24 protein-coding genes and 1 pseudogene are annotated in these 24,512 nt (G+C 70.2%); 14 read left to right on the top strand and 11 right to left on the bottom strand.

What is annotated here, in order from left to right; all coding sequences use genetic code 11:
• The first annotated feature begins 27 nt into the window (after positions 1-27).
• The gene (gene dapE / locus C4K88_RS03150) at positions 28-1,119 is read left to right on the top strand and encodes a succinyl-diaminopimelate desuccinylase (protein WP_104120135.1); all 1,092 of its coding nucleotides are present in this window, start codon (positions 28-30) and stop codon (positions 1,117-1,119) included.
• A 121-nt stretch (positions 1,120-1,240) separates the two neighbouring features.
• Here the strand turns inward: dapE and C4K88_RS03145 are convergent, their stop codons facing one another.
• The 4 genes from C4K88_RS03145 to C4K88_RS03130 all read right to left on the bottom strand — a co-directional run bounded on the left by C4K88_RS03145 (position 1,241) and on the right by C4K88_RS03130 (position 4,532).
• Entirely contained in the window at positions 1,241-2,110 is an 870-nt protein-coding gene (locus tag C4K88_RS03145) for an amino acid ABC transporter permease (protein WP_104120134.1), read from the bottom strand.
• Positions 2,107-2,784, bottom strand: coding sequence for an amino acid ABC transporter permease (locus C4K88_RS03140; RefSeq protein ID WP_104120133.1), 678 nt, complete (start codon positions 2,782-2,784; stop codon positions 2,107-2,109). Before C4K88_RS03140 ends, C4K88_RS03145 begins: the two co-directional genes overlap by 4 nt.
• A gap of 74 nt (positions 2,785-2,858) precedes the next feature.
• Entirely contained in the window at positions 2,859-3,701 is an 843-nt protein-coding gene (locus C4K88_RS03135; protein WP_104120132.1) for a glutamate ABC transporter substrate-binding protein, read from the bottom strand.
• A gap of 54 nt (positions 3,702-3,755) precedes the next feature.
• Entirely contained in the window at positions 3,756-4,532 is a 777-nt protein-coding gene (locus C4K88_RS03130) for an amino acid ABC transporter ATP-binding protein (RefSeq protein WP_104120131.1), read from the bottom strand.
• Between the two features lie 136 nt (positions 4,533-4,668).
• Between C4K88_RS03130 and C4K88_RS03125 the strand changes: the two genes are divergently transcribed.
• From C4K88_RS03125 to C4K88_RS03105, 5 genes are all read left to right on the top strand, one after another.
• Entirely contained in the window at positions 4,669-5,568 is a 900-nt protein-coding gene (locus tag C4K88_RS03125; RefSeq protein ID WP_104120130.1) for an LOG family protein, read from the top strand.
• A gap of 25 nt (positions 5,569-5,593) precedes the next feature.
• On the top strand, positions 5,594-6,007 hold the full coding sequence (locus C4K88_RS03120) for a DivIVA domain-containing protein (protein ID WP_241521674.1): 414 nt from the start codon (positions 5,594-5,596) through the stop codon (positions 6,005-6,007).
• Positions 6,004-6,687 carry a DNA-3-methyladenine glycosylase I gene (locus C4K88_RS03115; protein WP_104120129.1) on the top strand — a complete coding sequence of 228 codons (684 nt, stop codon included), beginning with the start codon at positions 6,004-6,006 and terminating at the stop codon, positions 6,685-6,687. The genes C4K88_RS03120 and C4K88_RS03115 overlap by 4 nt, the downstream gene beginning before the upstream one ends.
• Positions 6,688-6,770: 83 nt before the next feature.
• Positions 6,771-7,937: a hypothetical protein gene (locus tag C4K88_RS03110; protein ID WP_104120128.1), complete on the top strand. Its 1,167-nt coding sequence runs from the start codon at positions 6,771-6,773 to the stop codon at positions 7,935-7,937.
• Between the two features lie 163 nt (positions 7,938-8,100).
• Positions 8,101-8,280, top strand: a complete 180-nt coding sequence (locus tag C4K88_RS03105; protein WP_043441012.1) for a DUF3117 domain-containing protein — start codon at positions 8,101-8,103, stop codon at positions 8,278-8,280.
• 11 nt (positions 8,281-8,291) lie between these two features.
• Here the strand turns inward: C4K88_RS03105 and C4K88_RS03100 are convergent, their stop codons facing one another.
• Entirely contained in the window at positions 8,292-8,930 is a 639-nt protein-coding gene (locus C4K88_RS03100; protein ID WP_104120127.1) for an O-methyltransferase, read from the bottom strand.
• 276 nt (positions 8,931-9,206) lie between these two features.
• Here C4K88_RS03100 and sigE point away from each other — a divergent pair, with 276 nt between their 5' ends.
• The 3 genes from sigE to C4K88_RS03085 are packed head-to-tail and all read left to right on the top strand — an operon-like array spanning position 9,207 to position 11,305.
• Complete coding sequence (sigE, locus tag C4K88_RS03095) at positions 9,207-9,854, top strand: RNA polymerase sigma factor SigE (protein ID WP_104120126.1); 648 nt, start codon at positions 9,207-9,209, stop codon at positions 9,852-9,854.
• Between the two features lie 5 nt (positions 9,855-9,859).
• Positions 9,860-10,867 carry an anti-sigma factor family protein gene (locus tag C4K88_RS03090; RefSeq protein WP_167398956.1) on the top strand — a complete coding sequence of 336 codons (1,008 nt, stop codon included), beginning with the start codon at positions 9,860-9,862 and terminating at the stop codon, positions 10,865-10,867.
• A 33-nt stretch (positions 10,868-10,900) separates the two neighbouring features.
• Positions 10,901-11,305 carry a twin-arginine translocase TatA/TatE family subunit gene (locus C4K88_RS03085; RefSeq protein ID WP_104120124.1) on the top strand — a complete coding sequence of 135 codons (405 nt, stop codon included), beginning with the start codon at positions 10,901-10,903 and terminating at the stop codon, positions 11,303-11,305.
• A gap of 22 nt (positions 11,306-11,327) precedes the next feature.
• On the opposite strand, the gene C4K88_RS03080 is transcribed toward C4K88_RS03085, so the two are convergent.
• From C4K88_RS03080 to C4K88_RS03070, 3 genes are read right to left on the bottom strand one after another with little or no spacing between them, the layout of a single operon-like run.
• Complete coding sequence (locus C4K88_RS03080) at positions 11,328-12,458, bottom strand: Mrp/NBP35 family ATP-binding protein (protein ID WP_241521673.1); 1,131 nt, start codon at positions 12,456-12,458, stop codon at positions 11,328-11,330.
• Positions 12,455-13,006 carry a DUF1003 domain-containing protein gene (locus tag C4K88_RS03075; RefSeq protein WP_104120319.1) on the bottom strand — a complete coding sequence of 184 codons (552 nt, stop codon included), beginning with the start codon at positions 13,004-13,006 and terminating at the stop codon, positions 12,455-12,457. The genes C4K88_RS03080 and C4K88_RS03075 overlap by 4 nt, the downstream gene beginning before the upstream one ends.
• 40 nt (positions 13,007-13,046) lie before the next feature.
• Positions 13,047-14,327 (bottom strand): magnesium transporter MgtE N-terminal domain-containing protein, encoded by a 1,281-nt coding sequence (locus C4K88_RS03070; RefSeq protein WP_104120123.1) that lies wholly within the window; start codon positions 14,325-14,327, stop codon positions 13,047-13,049.
• 156 nt (positions 14,328-14,483) lie between these two features.
• On the opposite strand from C4K88_RS03070, the gene C4K88_RS03065 reads away from it, so the two are divergent.
• Positions 14,484-15,341, top strand: a complete 858-nt coding sequence (locus C4K88_RS03065) for a general stress protein (protein ID WP_174705199.1) — start codon at positions 14,484-14,486, stop codon at positions 15,339-15,341.
• Positions 15,342-15,622: 281 nt separating this feature from the next.
• Here C4K88_RS03065 and C4K88_RS03060 read toward each other — a convergent pair whose 3' ends face one another.
• Positions 15,623-17,203, bottom strand: a complete 1,581-nt coding sequence (locus C4K88_RS03060; protein ID WP_104120122.1) for an aminopeptidase P family protein — start codon at positions 17,201-17,203, stop codon at positions 15,623-15,625.
• A 101-nt stretch (positions 17,204-17,304) separates the two neighbouring features.
• Here C4K88_RS03060 and C4K88_RS03055 point away from each other — a divergent pair, with 101 nt between their 5' ends.
• The 4 genes and pseudogenes from C4K88_RS03055 to C4K88_RS03040 all read left to right on the top strand — a co-directional run.
• Positions 17,305-17,940 (top strand): NAD(P)-dependent oxidoreductase, encoded by a 636-nt coding sequence (locus C4K88_RS03055; RefSeq protein ID WP_104120121.1) that lies wholly within the window; start codon positions 17,305-17,307, stop codon positions 17,938-17,940.
• A complete protein-coding gene (locus C4K88_RS03050; RefSeq protein WP_104120120.1) occupies positions 17,940-18,395 on the top strand; it encodes a MarR family winged helix-turn-helix transcriptional regulator in 456 nt (151 codons plus the stop codon). The genes C4K88_RS03055 and C4K88_RS03050 overlap by 1 nt, the downstream gene beginning before the upstream one ends.
• A gap of 33 nt (positions 18,396-18,428) precedes the next feature.
• Positions 18,429-19,271 (top strand): PHP domain-containing protein, encoded by an 843-nt coding sequence (locus C4K88_RS03045; RefSeq protein WP_104120119.1) that lies wholly within the window; start codon positions 18,429-18,431, stop codon positions 19,269-19,271.
• Positions 19,272-20,069: 798 nt separating this feature from the next.
• Positions 20,070-21,260, top strand: a pseudogene (locus tag C4K88_RS03040) (HNH endonuclease); the annotation flags it as partial.
• A 338-nt stretch (positions 21,261-21,598) separates the two neighbouring features.
• Here C4K88_RS03040 and C4K88_RS03035 read toward each other — a convergent pair.
• A complete protein-coding gene (locus tag C4K88_RS03035; protein WP_241521672.1) occupies positions 21,599-22,468 on the bottom strand; it encodes a DNA-methyltransferase in 870 nt (289 codons plus the stop codon).
• Positions 22,469-22,474: 6 nt separating this feature from the next.
• Complete coding sequence (locus C4K88_RS03030) at positions 22,475-24,262, bottom strand: DEAD/DEAH box helicase (RefSeq protein ID WP_241521671.1); 1,788 nt, start codon at positions 24,260-24,262, stop codon at positions 22,475-22,477.
• Positions 24,263-24,512: the final 250 nt, after the last annotated feature.

The following is a 24,512-nucleotide window of genomic DNA, read 5'->3' as shown; positions in this document are numbered from 1 at the left end:
AAGTCTACCGAGCGATAGTGTGGCAGCATGATCCCCACGCCCTCCACGGTGCTCGATCCGAGCTCCGACGTAGCCCAGCTGACAGCACGACTGATCGACCTCGAGAGTGTCTCCGGGAACGAGGCGCGCATCGCGGACGCCGTCGAGCACGCCCTGCGGCGCCTGGACCACCTGGAGGTGGTGCGCGACGGCGACTGCGTTCTGGCCCGGACCAGCCTCGGCCGCCCGGAGCGGGTCATCCTCGCCGGGCACCTCGACACGGTGCCCCTCCCGACGGCACCCGGGTCCCGGGGCACCGTGCCGTCCGTGTGGGACGGCGACGTCCTGTACGGACGCGGCGCCACCGACATGAAGGGCGGCGTCGCCGTCCAGCTCGCGCTCGCGGCCGCCCTCTCCGAACCCACGCGGGACATCACGTTCATCTTCTACGACCACGAGGAGGTCGAGGCGTCCCTCAGCGGACTCGGCCGGGTGGCCGTGTCCCACCCGGACTGGCTGGCGGCGGACTTCGCGGTGCTCCTGGAACCGACCGACGGCACGGTGGAGGGCGGCTGCAACGGCACCGCGCGCTTCGACGTCCGGGTCGCCGGCAAGGCCGCTCACTCGGCGCGGGCCTGGCGGGGAGTCAACGCGATCCACGGTGCCGCCGAGATCCTCGTCCGCCTCAGGGACCACGCACCGGCCACGGTCCACGTGGACGGCCTGGACTACCGGGAGAGCCTGAACGCCGTGACGATCACCGGCGGGACCGCCGGCAATGTCATCCCGGACAGCACGGTGATCGAGGTGAACTACCGCTTCGCCCCGGACAAGACGCCGGAGCAGGCCGAGGAGTACGTCCGGGCACTCCTCGAGGGGTTCGACGTCGAACGCACCGATGCGGCCGCCGGGGCGCGGCCGGGCCTGCAGCACCCTGCTGCGGCCGCGTTCGTCGCGGCCGTGGGCGCGGACCCGAAGCCCAAGTACGGCTGGACGGACGTCGCGCGGTTCAGCGCCCTCGGGGTCCCTGCGGTCAACTTCGGTCCGGGCGACGCGCTCCTCGCGCACACGGACGACGAGCACGTGCACGCCGACGCCATCCACGCGTGTCTCCGGGCACTGACGACCTGGCTGTCCTGACCCACCATCGACTGCCCTGACCGGCCGGGCGTCCTACGAGGGACACCGAACGACGAAGGACCCGGCACATGCCGGGTCCTTCGTCGTTCTGGAGCACCTGTCGGGAAGCCTGCTCCCGAGTTCAGGTGGAGGCCGGGTCCAGGGCGACGGCCTCCACTGTGGCAGGCCTGCGGCCCTTCGTCCGGAAGCTCAGCAGGACCGAGAGTCGCGTCGCGAGGGACGAGAGCCCGAAGTTGATGACGATGAAGATCGCGGCCGCGACCATCAGCGACGGGATGATGTTGCCCTCGCCGACACCGAGTCGGCGCATGAACTGCAGCAGCTCGGGGTAGGTGATGATGAAGCCCAGCGCCGAGTCCTTGAGGATCACCACGAACTGGCTGATCAGTGCGGGCAGCATCGCGATCAGCGCCTGCGGCACCTCGACGCTGCGTAGCGACTGTCCGGCGGTCAGGCCGATGGCCATGCCCGCTTCGCGCTGGCCCTTGGGCAGGCCCTGGACCCCGGACCGCACGAGCTCCGCGATCACGGAGCCGTTGTAGAGCGTGAGGGCGGTGACCACGGCGATGAACGGCGCGTCCTGGGGCGGTACGGCACCGGAGCTGCCGAGCGCGAGCCAGAAGAAGATCATCATGAGCAGCACGGGGACGGCTCGCAGGAATTCGACGACGATGCCGGCGGCCCAGCGGATCGGTGTCACGTGGGAGAGCCGGCCGATGCCGAAGATCAGACCGAACAGCACCGACGTGACGATGGCGACCGCCGCCGCCTTCAGCGTGTTGGCGAGCCCCGGGAGGATGAAGAACTCCCAGGTCCTCGCCTCGAGGAAGGGCGTCCACATGCTTGCCTCGAGCTGCCCCTTCTCCGCCAGCGCCTGGATGACCCAGGCGAGGATCCCGAGGGCGATCAGCACACCGACGATGTTGCCGATCATGATGTTCCGGCGTGCGCGGGGGCCCGGCGCGTCGAAGAGGACCTGCTGCGCGCTCATCGTGCCACCGCCAGTTTCTTGGAGGCCCAGGTGGTCAGCAGCCCGATCGGGATGACCAGGACCACGAAGCCCAGGGCGAAGGTGAAGAAGATCGGGATCACGAGGTCGGACCGGAACTCGATCATGGTCTTCATGAGGCCCGAGGCCTCGGCGGCCACCGACCCCGCCGCCGCGACCGTCGAGTTCTTGATCAGCGCGATCAGCACGTTCCCGAGGGGTGCGATGGCGCCGCGGAAGGCCTGGGGGAGGATGATGAGCCGCGCTGCCGGCAGGAAGCTCAGCCCGATGGCCCGTGCTGCCTCCGCCTGCCCCAGGGGGACGGTGTTGACGCCGCTGCGGATGGCCTCGCACACGAACGCCGCGTGGTAGACGGCCAGGCCGACGACGGCGATGCGGAACAGGCTGTCGTTCAGGTCGGACGCGAGGCTGACCTGCAGGACGGAGAACAGTCCGAGGAAGCCGAAGGCGAGGATGATGGTCAGCGGCGTGTTGCGGAAGATGTTCACGTACGCCGCGCCGAACCACTGCAGGCTCGGGATGGGGGAGATGCGGAACAGGGCCAGCACGGTGCCGATGGCGAGCGCCCAGAGGGCGGCCCAGAACGACAGTTGGATGTTGATCCAGAACGCGGCGAGCACGTCATAGGTCTCGAACAGCGACAGGTAGTCCTCCACGGTTCACCTCTTTCTCGGTGGGGACATGGCCGTGCCGGGGCGGTCCGGGGACCACCCCGGCACGGGGAGCGATGCTAGGCGCAGGGCTCGGGCGTGGGCGGGTTCAGCTCCGCGTTGTAGGTGTAGTCGGCACCCTCGGTGTTGCTGGTGATCGCCTCTTCCCAGGCTTTGTCGTCGATCATCTTGGTGATGGCCGCGTTGATGTCCTCGCAGCGGTCGCTGCCCTTGGGCAGGCCGACCCCGTACTTCTCCTCCGAGAAGGTGTTGCCGACCACCTTGAACTTGCCGGCGTTGGACTCCTGCGCGGCCAGGCCGGCGAGGATGATGTCATCGGTGGTGACGGCGTCGATCTGGCCGCCGCCCATCGCCGTGACGCACTCGGCGTAGCCGGGCTGCTCGACGAGCTGCACGCCCGGGTACTGGTCCTTGATCTTCTGGGCCGAGGTGGAGCCCGTGACCGAGCAGAGGTTCTTGCCCTCGAGGTCCTCCGGGCCCGTGATGTCGCTGTCCGTCGGGACGAGGAGGTCCTGGCCGGCGATGAAGTAGGGTCCCGCGAAGTCCACGGTCTCCTTGCGGGTGTCGGTGATCGAGTAGGTCGCGAAGATCATATCCACCTGCTCGTTTTGCAGCAGGTTCTCGCGGTTTGCCGAGGGGGCTTCGACGAACTCGATGTTCTCCTCGGACACCCCGAGTTCGGTGGCCACGTACTTCGCGACGTCGACGTCGAAACCGGAGTAGGAGCCGCCCTCGTCGTAGCCGAGGCCGGGCTGGTCGAACTTGATGCCGATCCGGAGGCTGTCGGCGCTGCCGCTCGCGCCGCCGCCCTCACTCTCGGCGCTGTCGCCGCCACCACAGGCGGACAGCGTGAGTGCGGCCACCGCAGCCACCGCGGCTGCTGCATATCGGGTCTTTCGCATTGGTTCTCCTTGCGTCGCGGCCTCGGGAGGCCCTCGTGGGTTCTGGTGTGGGGGTCAGTGCGAGAGGATCTTGCCGAGGAACTCCTTGGCGCGATCGCTCCGGGGATTGGTGAAGAACTCCTCGGGCGTGGCTTCCTCCATGATCTGGCCGTCGGCCATGAAGATCACGCGGTCGGCGGCGCGGCGGGCGAAGCCCATCTCGTGCGTCACGACGATCATGGTCATGCCCTCCTTGGCGAGCGACACCATGGCGTCGAGGACCTCGTTGATCATCTCCGGGTCGAGCGCCGAGGTGGGTTCGTCGAACAGCATCACCTTGGGCTGCATGGCGAGGGCCCGGGCGATCGCGACGCGCTGCTGCTGGCCGCCGGACAGCTGGGCGGGGAGCTTCTGCGCCTGGTTGTCGACGCCGACGCGCGTGAGCAGCGACATCGCGAGTTCCTTGGCCTCGGCGCCCTTCATGCCCCGTACCTTGATCGGGCCGAGGGTCACGTTCTGGAGGATCGACTTGTGGGCGAAGAGGTTGAAGGACTGGAACACCATCCCGACGTCGGCCCGCAGCTTCGCGAGGGCCTTGCCCTCCGCGGGGAGGACCTTGCCGTCGATGGCGATCTCGCCGTCGTCGATGGTCTCGAGCCGATTGATCGCGCGGCACAGGGTCGACTTCCCGGACCCGGACGGCCCGATGACCACCACGACCTCGCCGCGTCCGACCTGCAGGTTGATGTCGCGCAGGACGTGGAGGTCCCCGAAGTGCTTGTTCACGTTCTTGAGTGAGACGAGGGGGGTTCCCGAGGACGCGGGGGTAGTCGGTTCCTGTTCACGTGTCATGGGAGAAATGTAGCGAACTATTCCTCTCCAGCAATACACCGGGAGGGAATGCGGGTGATTGTGATTAAAGTGCAACCAGGGGCCCGTTGTGTTTCCGACCGGCGCCGACTGTCCACGGAGTGGTTAGCCTAGGACAATGTCTTCCTTCCAGCAGTCCCCGGCCGGTGAGCACACCGGACCCTCCAGCGCAGACGACGGCGCCGTGCCGGCGACGCCCGACGGTCCCGGGGTACAGGCTACGAACGGCACCTACCGCGCCCGTGCGAACGGCGCGCCGGTGAGGGCGACGCGGCACAAGGGCCCGGTGGAACTGCGGCGAGGCCAGGCGGGGGCGCCGCAGTCCGACAGCATGCTGCTGGACGCCGATCCCAGTGGGGGGTTCACCCGCACCGACCCCTGGCGCGTGCTGCGCATCCAGAGCGAATTCGTGGAGGGCTTCGGCACGCTCGCCGACCTCGGCCCGGCCATCAGCGTGTTCGGCTCGGCCCGCACCCCGCGGGACTCGTCCTTCTACGCGATCGGCGAGGAGGTGGGCCGGCGTCTCGTGGACGCCGGGTACGCCGTCATCACCGGGGGAGGCCCGGGTGCCATGGAGGCTGCGAACAAGGGTGCCTGCGAGGCGGGCGGGGTGTCCGTGGGCCTCGGCATCGAGCTGCCCTTCGAGCAGGGGATGAACGAGTGGGTGGACCTGGGTATCAACTTCCGGTACTTCTTCGCCCGGAAGACGATGTTCGTCAAGTACGCCAACGGCTTCATCGTGCTGCCGGGCGGCTTCGGGACCCTCGACGAATTGTTCGAGGCGATGACCCTCGTCCAGACACGCAAGGTCACGTCCTTCCCGATCGTGCTCATCGGCGTCGACTACTGGCGCCCGCTGATCGACTGGATCGAGGGCACGCTGCTCGCCGAGGGCACCATCTCCGAGAAGGATCTCTCGCTGCTGCAGCTCGTCGACACGGCGGAGGAGGCGGTGCGGATCGTCGCGGCCACGACGCGACACCCCGAGGCCCCGACCGCCGCTTCCGGACACTCCTGACAGGCGATTCTGGCACCATTGCGGTGTGACTATCTTCCTGGTGATCCTCGCCGTCCTGCTCGTGGGCGGGACCGCCGTCCTCGCCTCGGGGCGCCCGTTTCCGGCGCCGCTCCGGCGCATGGCCGTGGCATCGCGCGCCGGCTCGGGCACCCGCCGCGGCGGCGGACCCGCGGAGGACGACGGCGGCCGGACGGGTGCGGGGTCCCGGCCGGACGGTCTCGGGCTGGTCGAGCCGGTGGCGAGCCTTCCCCCCGTCCTGCTGCCCGAGCACCCGACCGCACCGGATGTCGACGCCGTACGGTTCGGCCTCGGCCTCCGCGGCTACCGTATGGACCAGGTGGACGAGGTCCTCGACCGCCTGGCCGCGGCACTCGCCGAGCGGGACGTCGCCATCAGTGAGCTGCGCTCGCAGCTCGCCGTGCAGGATGCCCGGCGATGAGCGGCGCCGTCCCCGGCTCGGACGGCCGGCTGCGGTGCGGGTGGGCGGTCTCCAGCACCGACTACGAGCAGTACCACGACCTCGAGTGGGGCCGCCCCGTCCGGGATGAGACCGGACTGTTCGAACGGCTGAGCCTCGAGGCCTTCCAGTCCGGCCTGAGCTGGATCACCATCCTGCGGAAGCGGGAGGCGTTCCGCCGGGCCTTCGCCGGGTTCGTCCCGGAGGCGGTGGCGTCCTTCGACGGGCACGACGTCGAACGCCTCATGGCCGACGCCGGGATCGTCCGGAACCGGCAGAAGATCGACGCGACGATCATCAACGCACGGGCGCTCCTCGCACTCCCGGCGGGTACCACCCTCGGCTCGGTGCTCGGCCGGCACCGCCCCGCGGCCGGTCCTGCCCCCGCCACCCTCGCCGACGTCCCCTCGATCACCGCCGAGAGTACAGCGCTGGCCCGCGACCTCCGCGGCCTCGGCTTCCGCTTCGTGGGACCGACGACGGCCTACGCCATGCTGCAGGCCACCGGCTACGTCGACGATCACCTCCGGGACTGCTGGGTCCGCACCTCGACGGGGGCATCCGCGGGTACCGGCGGGATGGCTGGCAGCGCGCCAAACGACGGCAACCCGCCCGACGGCACCCCGCCAGTCGGCACCCCGCCCGACGACGGCCCCGCGTGAGCCGAACGCGGACCGGAGAGACCGGAGAGACCGGAGCGCCGGTCGCGACGGCTGGAGCCGACCACTCGCCGCGCAGGCCCCGGGTGCCCTGGGTCGTGCAGGTCCTGGCGGTCTTCGCCGTCGGACGCCTCGTGTCCACCGCCATCTTCCTGCTCGCGGCGGCACGCCAGGGTCCCAGCCCGTGGGCCGGTCCCGCCCCGGGCTACGGCACGTTCATCAACTTCTGGGACAGCGGCTGGTACGAGCGCATCTTCCGTGAGGGCTATCCCACCGGGCTGCCGCAGGACGCCCTGGGCGCGGTCACCCACAACCAGTGGGCGTTCTACCCCCTGTACCCGGGGCTCGTGCGCGGTCTGGCGGCGGCCACCGGTCTGGAGTGGGGAGTTCTTGCCCCGGTGGTGTCGGTGGCGTCGGCCGCTGCGGCGTCGCTCGTCATCTACCGTCTGTTCAGGCTGCGCGCGGAGCATCGGACGGCGCTCGCGGGGGTCGCCGTCGTATCCCTCGCCCCCGTCGCCGCCATCCTGCAGGTGCCGTACGCGGAATCGCTGCACCTGCTGCTGCTGGCGTCGGCGCTGTACCTCGTCGCGAGCGGCCGCTACGTCGCGGCCATGCCGGTGGCGGTCCTCCTGGGACTGGCGCGCCCGGCGGGCGTGCCGTTCGCGATCGCGGTGGGCCTTCTGTTCCTCCAGGCGCTGTGGATCGCACGCCGCGGCAGCGACCCCGAGGTCCGCGACGAGGCGGCGGCACGCACCCTCCCGCTGTTCCTGCTCGGCGTCGTCTCCTCCGCCGCGGCGGTCGCCTGGCCGCTCATCGCCTGGGTGGTCACGGGCCGGCCCACGGCCTACGTCGATACGGAGACGGCCTGGCGGGGTGAGGCGCTGGTCCCGTTCCTGCCCTGGTTCGAGGCGCCGGCCGCCGTCGTCGGGCCCGCGGCCGGGGCGCTGGTGGTCGTCGGGCTCGTGGTCGGCGTGGTCGGGTTGTCCCTCGCGCCGTCCGTTCGCTCGATCGGACGCGTGCCCGGCGCCTGGTGCGCCGCGTACCTGCTCTACCTCGCCGCGTTCTGGGACCCTCAGTCGAGCACCTGGCGCATCCTGCTGCCACTGTTCCCGCTGGCACTGGCGGTCGCGACCCCGCGCAGGGGACGCCCCCTCTGGGTGCTCCTGCCGGTATGCGTGGTGCTCCAGTTCCTATGGGTGGACTGGCTGTGGGCTTGGACCCCGACGGGCGCAGACGGCGATTATCCCCCATGATTGTGATCCACGCCGCACCTGAATTAGCAGGAGCAGGATTTGTGCTGAATAATAAAGGTGATGACGTGCACATCGGGGCCCTGTACGGGTCGCCGCGGTGGAGCACCGTTTACTGTTGCGCTGCCGCTGACCGCGTCTGCGCCCTGTTGAAAGGGACACCCCCATGGCTGCCATGAAACCGCGAACCGGCGATGGACCGATGGAAGTCACCAAGGAGGGGCGCAGCCTCATCATGCGGGTGCCGATCGACGGCGGTGGACGCCTCGTCGTCGAACTCAACGCCGAGGAGGCAGGCCGCCTCAAGGACTGCCTGCTCGACGTCACGAACCAGCTCGCGCGCTAGGGCACCATCGGTCAGGCGCGCTGCTTGACCGCCAGGAGGAGTCCACTGCCGGTGGGCAGGAGCGCCGACACGAGGGCGTCGTTCTCGCGGACCATCCGGCCCACCTGACGCAGGGTGTTGGTGGACTGTTCGCGAACGGCAGGTTCCGCCACCCGGTCCTGGTCCAGCGCGTCGTTGACGATCAGGATGCCGCCGTCCTTCAGGAGGCGGGTGGCCTGCTCCACGTACGCGGGGAGCCCCGGCTTGTCGGCGTCGATGAAGACCAAATCGTAGGCGGCGTCGGTGAGGCGCGGCAGCACGTCCGCTGCGCGCCCCGAGATGGTCCGCGTGCGGTTCGAGGGGATGCCCGCTTCCATGTACGCCTCCCGTGCGGCCCGGAGGTGGTCCACGTCGGAATCGATGGTCGTCAGGACCGCGTTCCGGCCGAGGCCGCGCAGCAGGCACACGCCGGAGACGCCCGCGCCGGCGCCGACCTCCACCGCCGTCGTCGCCTTCGAGGCCGCCGCGAGCACGGTCAGCGCCGCCCCGACTGCCGGCGTCACCGGGGTCACGCCGAGTTCGTGGGAGCGGTCACGCGCCCTGAGCAGCGTATCGTCCTCCTCGGGGAGTCCTTCGGTGTAGGACCAGCTGCTGTGTTTGTCGGCGGCCATGGACATCCATTCTGTGAGGGCGGAAGATTTTGGGGCCGGCGGCAGGCCCGGCCCCGCCCCAACACTACTGTGCGGCGCAGGCACACTTCCATGCGGGCCGGCCCGGCACACCCGGACATGTGCCCGGCACCCTGCCAGTGAGTTCCCAGCTTGATGGGAAAGACTTTTTCTTCAGGACATCCGGCGCGAGCACAGTCTCGAATCCCTGGTATCACCGTTCGAGCCTCACGGCGACGGACGGGCAGGTGCGGAAGTCGAGGCGAAGAGGGGAACAGGATGTCCAGTGTGAAGGCGGCCCGGGCAGCCGGGGATTCGACCCCGGCCGCGGATGCGCCGATCCTCGATGAGCACGGCAACCCCTGGGTGCCACCGTCCTGGGAGGAAGTCGTGACCAACCACTCTCCCAAGGTCTACCGGCTGGCCTACCGCCTCACCGGCAACAGGTTCGACGCCGAGGACCTCACGCAGGAGGTCTTCGTCCGGGTGTTCAGGTCCCTCGCGAACTTCAAGCCGGGCACCCTGGACGGCTGGCTGCACCGCATCACCACGAATCTCTTCCTCGACCAGGCGCGCCGGAAGACCCGCATCCGCTTCGACGGGCTGACGGAGGAGGCGGAGAGCCGCCTACCCAGCAAGCACCCCGGCCCCGAGCGCAGCTTCGAGTTCAACAACCTCGACATCGACGTGCAGGCCGCCCTTGAGGAACTGCCCCCGGACTTCCGTGCGGCCGTGGTGCTCTGCGACCTCGAAGGCCTTGCGTACGACGAGGTGGCTCGGGTGCTCGGGGTCAAGCTCGGCACCGTGCGCTCACGCATCCATCGGGGCCGGACGATGCTGCGGGAGAAGCTCGCGCACCGCGACCCCCGCGCGGCCGGAGCGGGCGGTTCGGCCCTGGGTGTCCCGCGGGTCGCGGGCCTGGGCTGAGCGCCGTGCTCCATCCCCGGCGCTCCCTGCAGGACCTCGTGGACGGTGAGTTGTCGGACCGGCGGCGCATCGCCGTCGAACGTCACGTCTCCCGCTGCCCGTCCTGCGCGGCCGCCCTCGAGCGGGTGCGCGGACTGAAGAGTACGCTGCTGGGCCTGAGCCGTCCGCACCCCCACCCCGATTTCCAGCGCAGGCTCCTCTCGTCCGGATCCAAGGGATCCGCAGGATCAGCCGGGACAGCCCGAACTGCAGACTTCCCGGACCCTTGGGGGCCCGTCGGGGGGTCGAGCGCGGCCGTCGTCCGCGACCACCACGGGCACGCTCCTCGCCGTCGCCGCCCGGCCCTCGCCTTGGCCGGCGGTGCCGCCGCCGTCGCGGCCGCCGTCCTCGTCTCCGCCTACGTGGTGGGGGCGGAGGCACGTCCGGTGGCGACGGCGGCGGTCGGGACGACGGCGCTGCGATCGGGCTGGGAGTCGGTCGCCCCCCGGACCCCCACCTACCTCGACACGGACCAGCTCGAGACGCTCCGGGACGGAGGCTGGTACTGCCCGGAGCTCGAGGCGCTCGGCTTCACGCTGCAGAGCGCGGAGGGGATCACCGTGGACGGCAGGCCGACGCTCGAACTCGTCCTCGAGAACGACGGCGCCACCGTGACCGTCTACGAGCAGCGAAAGGTCGGCGCCACCGTGGACCGCGGTGCTGCGCCGACGCCCCTCAACGCGGTGACCGGCAACAGCGTGGCCGCGGACGGCTTCGAGCACATCGGCGGGTCCGTCCAGGACGTCTGGGTCCGTGCCGGAGCGCCATGGCAGGCGGTCCTCGATTCGCCGTCGGTCACGTACACCGTCGTCTCGGATCTTCCCCCGGCCGCCATGCCACAGACGCTCAGCCAGCTCGTCACCACGGAGCACGCGCAGCTCTCGCCCTCCATGCAGGGGCAGGGGGACTCCATGGTGGAGCGCATCGTGCGCGGCCTGTCGATGATCACCCATCCGCAGGACGACGGCGGATAGGTCCGGCACGGGACGGGAAGGTAGTCTTTTCACGTGTTGGGAATCAACGGTCTCGAACTCGTGGTACTGGTGCTGATCGCCGTCATGGTACTCGGCCCGGAGCGGCTTCCGGAGTACGCTGCCCAGCTCGCCCGGCTCGTGAAGGGGCTCCGGCGCATGGCGACCGGGGCACGGGAGCAACTCCGCGAGGAAGTGGGCCCCGAACTCGACGAGGTGGACTGGCGGAAGCTCGATCCGCGCCAGTACGATCCCCGGCGCATCATCAAGGAAGCGCTGCTCGACGACGTCGAGGACGCCTTCAAGCCCGTGAACAGCGGCGCGCCCCGGCCCGTCGCGCCGGCCGTCGCGCCCGCTGCCGTCCGACCCGCGCTGTCCGTGCCGGTCGGCCCGCGGCTCTCGGCGGGACAGTCCGCACCCTACGATCTCGAGGCGACCTAGGACTCGTTCCGCGGTGTTCCTGTCAGCGGACGCTGACGGGCAGCTTCAAGCCGGCCAGACCGCGGGGCCGTCGCGCGAGCGCGGCGGCGATGGAGGTCAGTTCCGCGGCGGCCGCCGATCCGCCGTTCTGCAGGACGAGCGGCACGCCGGCGTCGCCGCCCTCGCGGAGGGCGACGTCGAGCGGGATGCTGCCGAGCAGCGGGACCGGGGAATCGAGCGTGGTCGACAGCCGGGCGGCGACCGCGCTGCCGCCGCCGGCGCCGAACACCTCCAGTCTCGTGCCGTCGGGGAGCTCGAGCCAGGACATGTTCTCGATGACTCCCGCGACGCCCTGCCCGGTCTGCGCGGCCATGGCACCCGCCCGCTCGGCGACGTCCGCTGCAGCGCTCTGCGGCGTGGTGACGACCAGGAGCTCGGAGGCCGGCAGCAGCTGGGCGACGGAGATCGCGATGTCTCCGGTGCCCGGCGGGAGATCGAGGAACAGGGCGTCCAGGTCACCGAAGTAGACGTCCGTGAGGAACTGTTCCAGGGCCCGGTGCAGCATGGGGCCGCGCCAGGAGATGGGCTGGTTGCCCTCGACGAACATCCCGATGGAGATGACCTTCACGCCGTGGGCGACGGGCGGCAGGATGAGCTCGTCCACCCGGGTGGGCTGCTGCGTGATGCCCATGAGGGCGGGGACGGAGAAGCCGTAGACGTCGGCGTCCACGATGCCCACGCGGAGCCCTCGGGCGGCCATCGCGACGGCAAGATTCACCGTGACGCTCGACTTGCCGACGCCACCCTTGCCGCTCGCCACCGCATAGACCCGCGTCAGCGACTCCGGATCGTTGAAGGGGATGCCGCGGCGGCCGCCCGCCCCTTTCAGCTGCTCCTTCAGCGCGTCGCGCTGCCCCTGGTTCATGACGCCGAGGTACACTTCGACGCCGTCCACGCCGTCGACGGCGGTGAGCGCCTCCTCGGCGTCGTGCGTGATGGTCTCGCGCAGCGGGCAGCCCGCAATGGTCAGCAGGACCCGGATCCGCACCGTCCGTCCTTCGATCTCCACGGACTCGAGCATCCCGAGCTCGGTGATGGGACGGCGCAGTTCGGGATCGATGACCGTGGCGAGGGACGCGCGCACGGCCTCCTCGGTGGGCAGCTCGCGGGTCACCGGGACTGGTTCCTCCCGGCGGACGGTACCTTGGGCAGGCTGACGGTGTTTTCGGACGGCTTGCGCGGCTTCCGCTTCTGCAGCGTGATGTCCTGCCCATCCGTCGTCTCGAGCAGTTCCTCGAGGATCGAGCGGAGTTCGGAGCGCACATAGTCGCGGGTGGCGACTTCCCGCAGTGCGATCCGCAGTTCCGCGATCTCCCGGGTCAGGTACTCGGTGTCCGAGAGGTTCCGTTCGGCACGCTGGCGGTCCTGCCGCAGCGAGACGCGGTCGCGGTCGTCCTGCCGGTTCTGGGCCAGCAGCAGCAGGGGCGCCGCGTAGGAGGCCTGCAGGGACAGCATCAGCGTGAGCGCGGTGAACCCGAGCGCCGCGCTGTCGAAGCGGAAGTCCTCCGGCGCGAAGCTGTTCCAGACGAGCCAGATGATGCAGAACACCGTCATGTAGAGCAGGAACTGGGGCGTGCCCATGAAGCGGGCGAAGTTCTCGGTCGCACTCCCGAAGCGGTCCGGGTTGGGCCGCGGCCTCAGCCGGAAGCGCTTCCGGACCATCCGGGGCGTGTCCAATCCGCTCGAACTCGACCTGATCTTCTCAGCCACGGCGATCACCTCGCTTCTGTTCGGGGGCGTCGTCCTGTGCCCGCCAGTCGTCGGGCAGCAGGTGGTCCAGCACGTCGTCGATCGTGACGGCGCCGACGAGCCGGCCCTCCGTGTTGACGACGGGCAGTGAGTTCAGGTTGTAGGTCGCGAGGATGCGGGACACCTCGCTGACGTCGGACTGGTCGCCGATGGCCTCGAGGTCGGTGTCGATGATGTTCCCGAGCGGCTCGGGCGGCGGGTAGCGCAGCAGCTGCTGGATGTGCACAACCCCCAGATAGCGGCCGGTCGGTGTCTCCAGGGGTGGGCGGCAGACGAAGATCGAGGACGCCAGCGCGGGGGTCAGTTCCTCGCGCCGCACGTGGGCGAGCGCCTCCGCGACCGTCGCCTCCGGCGGGAGGATGACCGGCACGGTGGTCATGAGGGATCCCGCGGTGTCCTCCTCGTACTCGAGCAGGCGGCGGACGTCCTCGGCGTCGTCGGGCTCCATGAGCTGGAGCAGCTCCTCCTTCTGCGCCTCGGGGAGCTCGTTGAGGAGGTCCGCGGCGTCGTCGGGGTCCATCTCCTCGAGGACGTCGGCTGCCCGTTCGCGCGTCAGGGACGTCAGGATCTGGACCTGGTCGTCGTCGGGCAGTTCCTGGAGCACGTCGGCGAGGCGGTCGTCCTGCAGTTCGCCGGCCACCTCGATACGCCGTTTGTCGTTCATCTCGTGCAGCGCGTCCGCGAAGTCGGCGGCCTTGAGGTCCTCGTGCTGCGCCACGAACTGGGTGGCACCCTGCGGTTCGTCCGTGGTGCCGTGGAAGGCGTCGAGCCAGTCGATGATGAGGCGTTCGCCGCCGCGGCGCAGCCCGCGCAGGGGGGAGCCGAGGTCGCGGCGCACGAACAGCTGCGACACGTGCCAGTCGCCCGTCCGGTTGCGCTCCATCGCGACGTCCTCGACGACGGCGCCGCCGCTGCCGTCACGCAGGGTCAGGCGGCGGTCGAAGAGCTCGGCGACCATGAGCATCTCGGCGCCGCGCTGCTCGAAGCGGCGCAGGTTGACGAGGCCGGTGCAGATGATCTGCGACGGGTCCATGGAGGTGATGCGGGTCATGGGCACGAAGACGCGCTTCTTGCCGGGCACCTCGACCACGAGGCCGATGACCTGCGGCGGTTTGGTGGGACCGCGATCCAGCACGACGGCGTCCCGCAGGCGGCCGAGACGGTCGCCGAGCGGGTCGAAGACATCGAGGCCCAGGAGCCGGGCGACGAAGACGCGGGTGGAGTTGGTGGTCACCTCCCTAGGTTATCGGGCGCGGCCCGACACGACGGCATCGGAGTAGGGCATGACAGCGGCCGTCCAGCGGCTGTTCAGCGCATCCCCAGCAGGCCGGTAGTTCTCCTGCAGCGATACGCCTCCCATCGGTCGGGACGTTAGGCAAGAATGGGAGACATGTCCATACCACCACTTGGAACCACAGCCTCTCGCGACCTCGGCCGGGTACTGCCCACGGGCGAGACGATCGGCCGGTACACCAGCTACCTCGACGCCCAGAAGGCGGTCGACTACCTCGCCGACCACAAGTTCGCCGTGCAGAGGGTGGCGATCGTCGGTAACGACCTGAAGACCGTGGAGCGGGTCACGGGGCGCCTCAGCTACCCGCGCGTGGCGCTCGGCAGTGCGGCCACGGGCGCCTGGTTCGGCCTGTTCGTAGGACTGATCCTCAGCCTGTTCGCAGGCAGCGAGTCGGGGATCACCATCACCTCGTCGATCATCCTCGGAGCCATCTTCTGGCTGCTCTTCGGCGTCATCACGTATGCGTTCCAGCGGGGGAAGCGGGATTTCACCTCGACGAGCCAGGTGATCGCGGCGAGCTACGACGTGATCGTGGAGCCGGAGCTCGCCGGTGAGGCCCGCAGGCTCCTACAGCAGCTGCCCATGAACGGCCAGGCACAGCACCCCGGATCCAACACCTCGGCCTGGGGGCAGGCGCCGGGCCAGCAGCCGCCCCAGCGACCCGCCTCGTGGGTGGACCCCTACGCAGGTCAGCAGCAGCCTCAGCAGGTCCAGCCGCAGCAGCCCGGGACGGAGGAGGACCAGACCGCCGGTCTCGGCACCACCGGCCCCCGGCGCGGACAGTTCCCCGATCTTCCGGACGGACGGCCGCAGTACGGCGTCCGGGTGGACGGTGAGACGGCCGGGGACTCCGCTGCGGCGGGCCGAGGGGCCAGTGCTCCGTCCGGAGAGCCTGGACAGCGGAACGACGACGACGGCGGGCACGGCTCCACCGCGGCGGGCGGGCAGCGCTAGACCAGGTCCGAGCCGGGCGCGGACGCCGGCTCGCCCCCCCGGACAGCACGAAGGCGGGGACCCGGTTCGGGTCCCCGCCTTCGTGCTGTCACGCTTCGGTGCTGTCCGGCCTCTGTCCTGCCACGTTTCGGAGCTGTCCGGCCTCTGTCCTGCCACGTTTCGGAGCTGGCCGGCCTCGGTGCTGGCTGGCCCCTGTGCTGCCGGGCTTCGGAGCTGGCCGGCTCATGTGCTGCCCGGTCGGCCTGCTGCCCGGTTCGTGCCGTAGGGCCGCCGGACGGCAGCTACTCGCCCGTGCTGCCCCAGATGCCGCCCATCCAGTCCTCGACGTCGCCGGGGGTCCGGGGCAGGGCTGCACTGAGGTTGACCGGGCCATCGGCCGTCATCAGGATGTCGTCCTCGATGCGCACGCCGATGCCGCGGTATTCCGCCGGGACGGCGAGGTCCTCGGCCTTGAAGTAGAGGCCCGGCTCGATGGTGAACACCATGCCCTCGGACAGGACCCCGTCGAGGTAGAGCTCGCGCTTGGCCTGGGCGCAGTCGTGGACGTCCATGCCGAGGTGGTGGCTGGTGCCGTGCGGCATCCACCGCCGGTGGTGCTGGCCCTCGGGTGCCAGGGCCTCCTCGAGCGGGACGGGCAGGAGCCCCCAGCTGTCAAGGTTCTCGGCGAGGACGGTGACGGCAGCGAGGTGGATCTCGCGGAACTTCCGGCCGGGCTGCGCGGCCGCGAAGCCGGCGTCGGCGGCGTCGAGCACCGCCTGGTAGATCTTGCGCTGCACGTCGGTGTACCGCCCGTTGACCGGCAGGGTGCGGGTGATGTCCGCGGTGTAGAGGCTCTCGGCTTCGACCCCGGCGTCGAGCAGGAGCAGATCGCCGGCCCTGACGTGGCCCGTGTTGCGGATCCAGTGCAGGGTGGTGGCGTTGTTACCGGAGGCTGCGATGGTGTCGTACCCGAGGTCGTTGCCCTCCTCACGGGCGCGCGTGAAGAACGCGCCCTCCACGACGCGCTCGCCCCGCGGATGCGTGATGGCGCGGGGGAGGGTCCGGACCACCTCGTGGAAGCCCTCGACGGTCGCGGCCACCGCCGCCTCCATCTGCTCGATCTCCCAGGCGTCCTTGACGAGCCGCAGTTCGGACAGCACCTCCGCGAGCACGGCATCGAGGGCGTCGGCCTTCTCGAGATCCACCCCGGTGTTGATGCGCGAGGTGTCCACGAGGGCGTCGGCGTTGAAGTCGACCTCGCGGAGCAGTCGGATGCCGACGCCGCCGATCTCCACCACGCCGGCATCCTTCGTGATGGCGACCTCGAGCCCGGCGAGGTCGGCGGTCCTCAGCGCGAGCTGGGCCCCGATCTGCGCCATGGACAGGCGCCGACCGATCCAGAACTCTCCGTAGCGGGCGTTGGCGTAGAACTCGTCGCTGTCGCGTCCTGCGGCCTCGCGGAAGTACAGCGTGGCGGTGTGGTTGCCGCCGTCGTCGCCCGTGCCCTGCTCCACGGGCTCGAGGACGAGCACGGCGTCGGGCTCGTGGTCCAGGCCGAGGCCGGTCAGGTGCGCGAAGCCGGAGTGCGGGCGGTAGCGGTAGTCCGTGTCGTTCGAGCGGACCTTGAAGGGGCCCGCGGGAATGACGATGCGCTCGCCGGGGAAGCGGTCGGACAACGCCCGACGACGGCGCGCCGCGTGCGGGGCGACGGGCGACGCGGCGGGGAGATCCTCCGAGGCGGGTGCCCAGTTGCTCGCCATGAAGGCCTTGAAGGCCTCGGAATCGGGGCGCTGGGACCGGTTGTCGTTCCGGTCCGAGAGGGGCTGGCCCTCGGGGGAGTCGGTGGGATTGAGGGCTGCGGATGCGGTGTCGTCGGGGCTCACCACGTCATCCTCCCACCGCGGGCGTGCCACGGGAAAGTCTGGCACGCAAAAGATTTAGCAACTAAAGTAAATGGAATACATCCTCGGACGAAGGGAAACCCATGGCAACGATCGCGGTCTTCGGTGGCACCGGCAGGTCCGGCCGCCACGTCCTCGAGCAGGCTCTCGCGGCGGGGTACGACGTCCGGGTGCTGGCGCGGTCGGCGTCGGGCATCCGGATCCGGGACCCCCGCCTCACGGTGATCGAGGGCGACGTCCTGGACGCCGACGCCGTGGACCGCGTGGTCGCGGGGAGCAGCGCCGTCGTCAGTGTCTTCGGACAGGTCAAGGGGTCGCCCGACACGCTGCAGACCGACGGCACCCGCAACATCACCGAGGCGATGGCACGCCACGGCGTCCGGCGCATCATTTCCCTCTCCGGCGGTGGACTGCCGGATCCCGAGCACGACAGGCCGCGGGCCGCCGATCGCGTCATCAGGGTGTTGCTGAAACTGCTGTCGCCCAAGGTGCTCGAGGACGCCAAGGGGCACCTGCGCGTCCTGAAGGAAAGCGGCCTGGACTGGACGGTCGTCCGCGGGCCACGCCTGAAGGACACGCCCTACACCGGCGTGTACCGCGTCGGGTGGGTCGGCGTGGACGCCAGTACGTCCGTAGGCCGCGCCGACCTCGCGGAGTTCCTCCTCCATCAGGTGGAGGACCGGACCTTCCTGCACCAGTTGCCGCTCGTGAGCTACTGATGGAGGGAGCGCGGGACGCCGAGCGGGAGAAGTTCCTGGCCGAGGCGATCGACACCATGTCGGCGCTGACCCGGGATCTCGCCGCGGCGGGTTCCTACCCGTTCCGCGAACGCGGCCTCGGCCGGGCCCGGATGAACCTCCTGTACCAGCTGTCCCGCAGGGGCAGCCTCGGCGTCGGCGCGCTCGCCGCGCTTCTCGACGTCACCCCCGGGGCGGTGAGCCAGCATGTCGACCACCTCCGGCAAGCGGGCCTCGTGACGGTCGACGTCGACCCGCTCGATGCGCGGGCCCGGATCATTGCGCTGACCGACCAGGCGCGCGCCGAGGTGGACGAGTTCCAGCGGGGCTGGATCGACGCCATCGCGCCCCGCTTCGATGCACTGAGCATCGACGACGTGCATGAGCTGCGGCGGCTGCTGTCCCTCGTCCGGCCTGCGGACCCGTCGTGCCGGTGAAACCGGAGGCCGTCGGCGCGTAGATTGGTGCGGGTGAGAATCGACCTGCACACGCACTCCAACGTCTCGGACGGAACCGAGGACCCCGAGGTCCTCATCGGGTCCGCGGCAGCGGCCGGACTGGACGCCGTCGCCCTGACCGACCACGACTCGACGGCCGGCTGGGACCGGGCCATGGCCGCGGCCACCGCCCTGGGCATCGCCTTCGTCCCCGGCATGGAGGTGTCCTGCAAGACGGACACGGGCATCAGTGTGCACGTGCTCTCGTACCTGCACGACCCGCTGCATCCCGGACTGCTCACCGAGATCGAGAAGTCGCGCAGCGCGCGCCTGACGCGTGCGCGGCGCATGGTCGAGCTGATGGCGGAGGACTTCCCGATCACATGGGAGCTCGTGGAGCAGCACGTCACCGAGGGCGCCACCGTGGGACGCCCACACATCGCCGACGCCCTGATCGCGCTCGGCGTGGTGACCACGCGGTCCGAGGCCTTCGACCGCATCCTGACCGCGCGCTCACCCTACTGGGTCAACCACTACGCACCGCATCCCGCGCACGCCGTCGCGCTCATCCGCGACGCCGGCGGGGTCCCCGTCTTCGCCCACCCGTCGGCCTTCACACGCGGAGCGGTGGCGGGCGGGGCCGTCCTCGACGAGATGATCGACGCCGGCCTGCTCGGCCTGGAGGTGGAGCACCGGGACAATCCCGAGAGCGCGCGGGTGAAGCTGCGGACGATCGCGCGGCAGCGCGGGCTCCTCATGACCGGCTCGAGCGACTACCACGGGCGCGGGAAGCCGAATCTGCTCGGTGAGAACACCACGAGCGCCGAGACGTTCGAAGCCATCCAGGCCCTCGCCACGGGCACGCCCGTCGGCTAGGACCTGATCAAGCGGTAGGTCTCTTCGAGGAGGGGCCGGTGCGCTGCAGGCCCGCTTCGGTCCCTGTTTCTTCCTGCGGAGTCGTCGTGCACCGTCGACGTCGGCGGGGCGACGGACGCCTTTCGTGTCGTTGATGACTCCTGCCCTCCGGCGTCGGCTCGCACAGTCGGGGCTTGTGGGTGCTTCGGGTTTCCGGAGCGGTAGCAACGCGCGTCGTGAGTCCTTCCGGTCTCCGACATCGGCCCGTAGCGGCCTCGGATTATGGGTGAGTCTGCCCTCTGGTGCCGGCTCGTGGCGGCCCCGGGCCATCGACGATTTCTGGCCTCCGGTATCGGCTCGTAGGGACTTGCGTTGTGCGCCGTCTCGGGCTCCAGGATCGGCCCCTGACGCTCGCGTAGCCCGAGTGGGTCGGGCCTCATGTATCGGCCCGTAGCGACCTCAGAATGTCGGTGGCGGTCGGGATAATTCAGTATGGACAGCAGCCCGGATGCTCCGTTCGAACCTCCCGCCGTCGGTGGTCTTCCACGGCGAGCTTGCGCCCCGTTCGATGCAGTTCCTGCCTCCCTTACAGCTGCGCCCCTCACCATCGCCGCGATCACAACCGGCGCCGTTTCGTCCGCTCTGGTCCCGTCTGCCAGCGCTGAGTCTCCTGGCGCGGCTGTTCGGGTGCGGGAGCTGATCGGGGCAGTGGCCTCGCTGCCGCTCGGGCGAGGGGGCGCGGTCGATGCTGGTGGTGCTGGTGCCGCGGGAGGGCCGGTTCGCGGTGGCGGCCTCGATGCCGCGGGCGGGGTCGGTGGCGTGGATGCTGCTGAGTTGGTCGATCTCGTGGCCGCGTTGGAGGAGTTGAAGTCGGCGATCGCCGGCGCGCAGGCCCGGGCCAGTGTCGCATTCGATCTGCACCAACGGCGGGCCCAGGCCGCCGCTGGTGTCCCGGCCTCGGAGCAGGGTCGCGGGGCGGGCGCGCAGATCGCCCTGGCCCGGCGGGAGTCCCCGGCCCGCGGTGGCCGGCTGCTGGGGTTGGCGCGGGCGTTGGTGACGGAGATGCCGCACACCCTCATCGCGCTGGAGGCGGGCAGGCTGAATGAGTGGCGGGCGACCCTGCTGGTGCGGGAGACGGCGTGCCTGTCCGCGGCGGATCGGTGCGCGGTCGACGAGGAACTCAGCCCCGACACGGGCACCTTCGACGGCGTCGGGGACCGGCAGCTGGTGGCCGCGGCGCGGGCGGCGGCGTACCGGCGGGACCCCCGCAGCGTCACCCAGCGGGCCAGCCACGCCGCCACGGAGCGGCATGTGAGTCTGCGCCCTGCCCCGGACACCATGACCTACCTGACCGCCCTGCTCCCGGTCGCCCAAGGGGTGGCCGTGCATGCGGAACTGACCCGGCACGCCGACGCCCAACGCGCCACCGGAGATGAACGCAGCAGGGGCCAGCTGATGGCGGATGCCCTGGTGGAGCGGACCACCGGCACCCCGGGCGGGTTCTCCCGCGTCGAGGTCCAGCTGATCATGACGGACCGGACGCTGCTCCAGGGTGACAGCGAACCGGCCCGCCTGCCCGGGTACGGGATCGTCCCCGCCGGCTGGGCCCGGGACCTCCTCACCCAGGACAAGGCAGAGCAGCAAGTGTGGCTCCGGCGTCTCTACACCGCCCCGGCAACCGGGGACCTCGTGGCGGTCGACTCCCGGGCCCGGCTGTTCACCGCCGGGCAGCGCCGGTTCATCCAGGCCCGGGATGATCTGTGCCGGACCCCGTACTGTGATGCGCCGATCCGGCACTACGACCACATCATTCCCTGGCATACCAACGGGCCCACCACCCTGTTCAACGGCGCCGGGCTCTGCGAGGCGTGCAACCACAGCAAGGAACTCGACGGCTGGAGAGCACGACCACACGCGGACCCCGGGCAACGGCACGGCCTGACGGTCACCACGCCCACCGGGCACACCTACCACTCCACCGCACCACCCCTCCCCGGCAGCAGACCGAACGGGCGGGCCGACGAACAGCGCGAACAGCGCGAACAGCGAGAGCAGCAAGAACGGCAGGGGCAGTACGCCAGTAGGCCGGCCTACCCGCCGGTGTCGGGGGGGCCACACCCGAAACGACGACGACAGGCTGACGCGGCCTGCTCGCCACTCCCGACGGGCCGAACTGTTCCTCGCCTGACAGGCCACGTTCAAGGAGGTCCAGTAGCCAGAGAGGAGCGACCCGGAGGGCACATCGCGACCAGGGATCATTCGGCCGCCGCGAACACCGCGCCATGGTCGCAGCCGCTCAGACGCAATCGGCGCCCCGAGGCGGAGTCAATGCCCGCTACCGGAGGGCGTCAGGTCCAGGGTGCGAGGCGCTCGCGCATGACGTCGATGGCCTGCGGGTTGCTGTCCACGCACACGAACCGACGGCCGAGCTTCCCAGCGACGGCGCCGAGCGTTCCGGAACCTGCGAAGAAGTCGAGCACCCAGTCGCCCTCGCGGCTGCTCGCCGCTACGGCACGGCGCAGCAGACCCTCCGGTTTCTGGGTGGGATAGCCCGTCTTCTCGCGGCCGGTGGGTGACACGATGGTGTGCCACCAGACATCCGTCGGCAACTTGCCGAGGGCGGCCTTCTCGGCCGTCACCAGACCTGGTGCCATGTACGGCTCGCGGTCCACCTCGGCGCTGTCGAAATGGTAGCCGGACGGGTTCTTCACGTACACGAGGATGTTGTCGTGTTTCGCCGGCCACCTGCGCTTGGCTCGAGCACCGTAGTCGTAGGCCCAGATGATCTCATTCAGGAAGCACTCCCGCCCGAACAGGGCGTCGAGCATGACCTTCGCGTAATGCACCTCACGGTAGTCGAGGTGCACGTAGAGGGTGCCGTCGTCGGCGAGGAGCCGCCAAGCCTCGGCAAGGCGCGGCGCCAGGAAGTCCCAGTAGTCCTCGAAGGCGTCGTCGTAGCTCGAGAGCACACCCTTGACCGTCGAGTAGGACTTCCCCTTGAAGCCCACGCGGTCCCCGGCGCCGCCGGCCGCCCTCACCATGGTGGTCGGCTGACGCCGTTGCACGCGCCCGGTGTTGAACGGCGGATCCACATAGATCATCGTGAAGGCGCCGTCCGGCAGCAGGGCGAGGTACTCCGCGTTGTCCGCGTGTACCACGAGGTTAGCGCCGTCCGGGGTCCACACGGGAGCCTCGGACGGCGCAGGAAGCTCGGTCACCGAGCGCTAGTCCTCTGAGCTGCCGGCAGGCTTCGCGACGACCTCGCCGTTGCGACGGCGGGTCCGGCTGCGGCGCGGCCGGTCACCGGACGGCGCCTCGCCGTCGCCGGTCCGACGACGTCCGCCGCCGGCGGCACCCGACGCGGAATCCGCTGCTGCCGGCGCACCCTGGGCGGCCGATGCATCCGTGTCCTGACTACGCCCCCCGCGGCCGCGACCCCGCGAGCCGCGTGAGCCCTCGCCCGATGCGTCGGCCGAACCGCCGTCTCGGCGCTGGCCGCCGCGTCCACCGGACTGCGATCGCCCGCGTCCACCGTCGCGGCCGCTGTCACTGCGGCCGTCGCTGCGTCCGTCAGGGCGTCCACTGCCGCGCTTGCCGGTCTCGCCGAGGTCCTCGAGCACCTCCGCGTTGATGCCCGCAAGGTGGCGGTCCTTGCGGGGCAGGCGTCCCTTGGTGCCTTCGGGGATGTCGAGCTCCGTGTACAGGTGCGGCGACGAGGAATAGGTCTCCACGGGCTCCGGGGCGTCGAGTCCGAGGGCCTTGTTGATGAGGCCCCAGCGGGGGAGGTCGTCCCAGTCCACGAACGTGACCGCGGTGCCCTTCTTGCCGGCGCGGCCCGTACGGCCGACGCGGTGCAGGTAGGCCTTCTCGTCCTCGGGGCACTGGTAGTTGATGACGTGGGTGATGTCCTCGACGTCGATGCCGCGCGCGGCGACCTCGGTCGCCACGAGGACGTCGATCTTGTCGCCGCGGAACGCGCGCAGGGCCTGCTCGCGGGCGCCCTGGCCGAGGTCGCCGTGGATGGCGCCGGCCGCGAAACCGCGGTCGATGAGTTCCTCGGAGAGCTTCGCGGCGGTGCGCTTGGTCTTGCAGAAGATGATCGTGCGACCGCGATTGCGGGACTGCAGGATCCGGGCGACGACCTCGGCCTTGTCGAGGTTGTGCGCGCGGTAGATGACCTGGCGGATGTCCTTCTTGGTGATGCCCTCGTCCTCGGGATCCGCGGCCCGGATGTGCGTGGGCTGTGTCATGTAGCGGCGGGCCATCGCGATGACGGGGCCGGGCATGGTCGCGGAGAAGAGGAGCGTCTGGCGCACCGCGGGCGTCGCGGCGATGAGCGTCTCGACGTCGGGCAGGAAGCCGAGGTCCAGCATCTCGTCGGCCTCGTCCAGCACCACGATCTTCACGTTCTTGAGGACGAGCAGCTTCTGCTTGTACAGGTCGATCAGGCGTCCGGGCGTGCCGACGACGATCTCGACGCCCTTCTTGATGGCCTCGATCTGGGGCTCGTACGCGCGTCCGCCGTAGATGGTCACGATGCGCGCATTGCGCTTCTTCGCCGCCGTCGTCAGGTCGCTCGCGACCTGGACCGCGAGCTCGCGGGTCGGCACGACGACGAGCGCCTGCGGGGCACCTGGTACCGGGAGCTTGTCGTAGCCCGCGTCCTCGGGGCCGACGACGCGCTGGATGGCGGGGATGCCGAAGCCGAGGGTCTTGCCCGTCCCGGTCTTCGCCTGGCCGATGATGTCGTGACCGCCGAGGGCGATCGACAGGGTCATCGCCTGGATGGGGAAGGGGTGGGTGATGCCGGCGTCGGCGAGGGACTCGACGATGTCGGGGCGGACGTTGAAGTCCGCGAAGGTCTCCGCCACGGCCGCGTGCGGCTCCGCGGTGGTGACCAGCGTCTCCTCGACGTCGATGACGTCGGGCGAGTTGTCGGCGACGAGGTGGTGGCTGTCGGCCACCGCGGTGTCGTCGGCGCCTGTGTTCGTATCGTGGTGTGTGTTCTGCACGTTCTACCGTTCATTCAGGCCGAGCGGCCGCTGAGGCTCGACGCTTCGGGCGGTTCTCGTCCGGGGCGGAGCGTATCGGCGGGCGCAGGGCGTCCAGTGGAAGCCGATCGCGGGCTTGCGACTGCGTGCGGGCTGCGGAGTGAGACCTGCGCCTGCGGGGAAACTCGGATCGAGTAGGTACTGCGGGTTATCGAGGGATAACGACCGGGCATCCATTACTACACGCCAAGACTACCCTGCCGGCCCCTGC

Source organism: Arthrobacter pityocampae, from assembly GCF_002927275.1.
Lineage (GTDB): Bacteria > Actinomycetota > Actinomycetes > Actinomycetales > Micrococcaceae > Arthrobacter_D > Arthrobacter_D pityocampae.
This window is presented reverse-complemented; position numbering and strand designations above follow the sequence as displayed.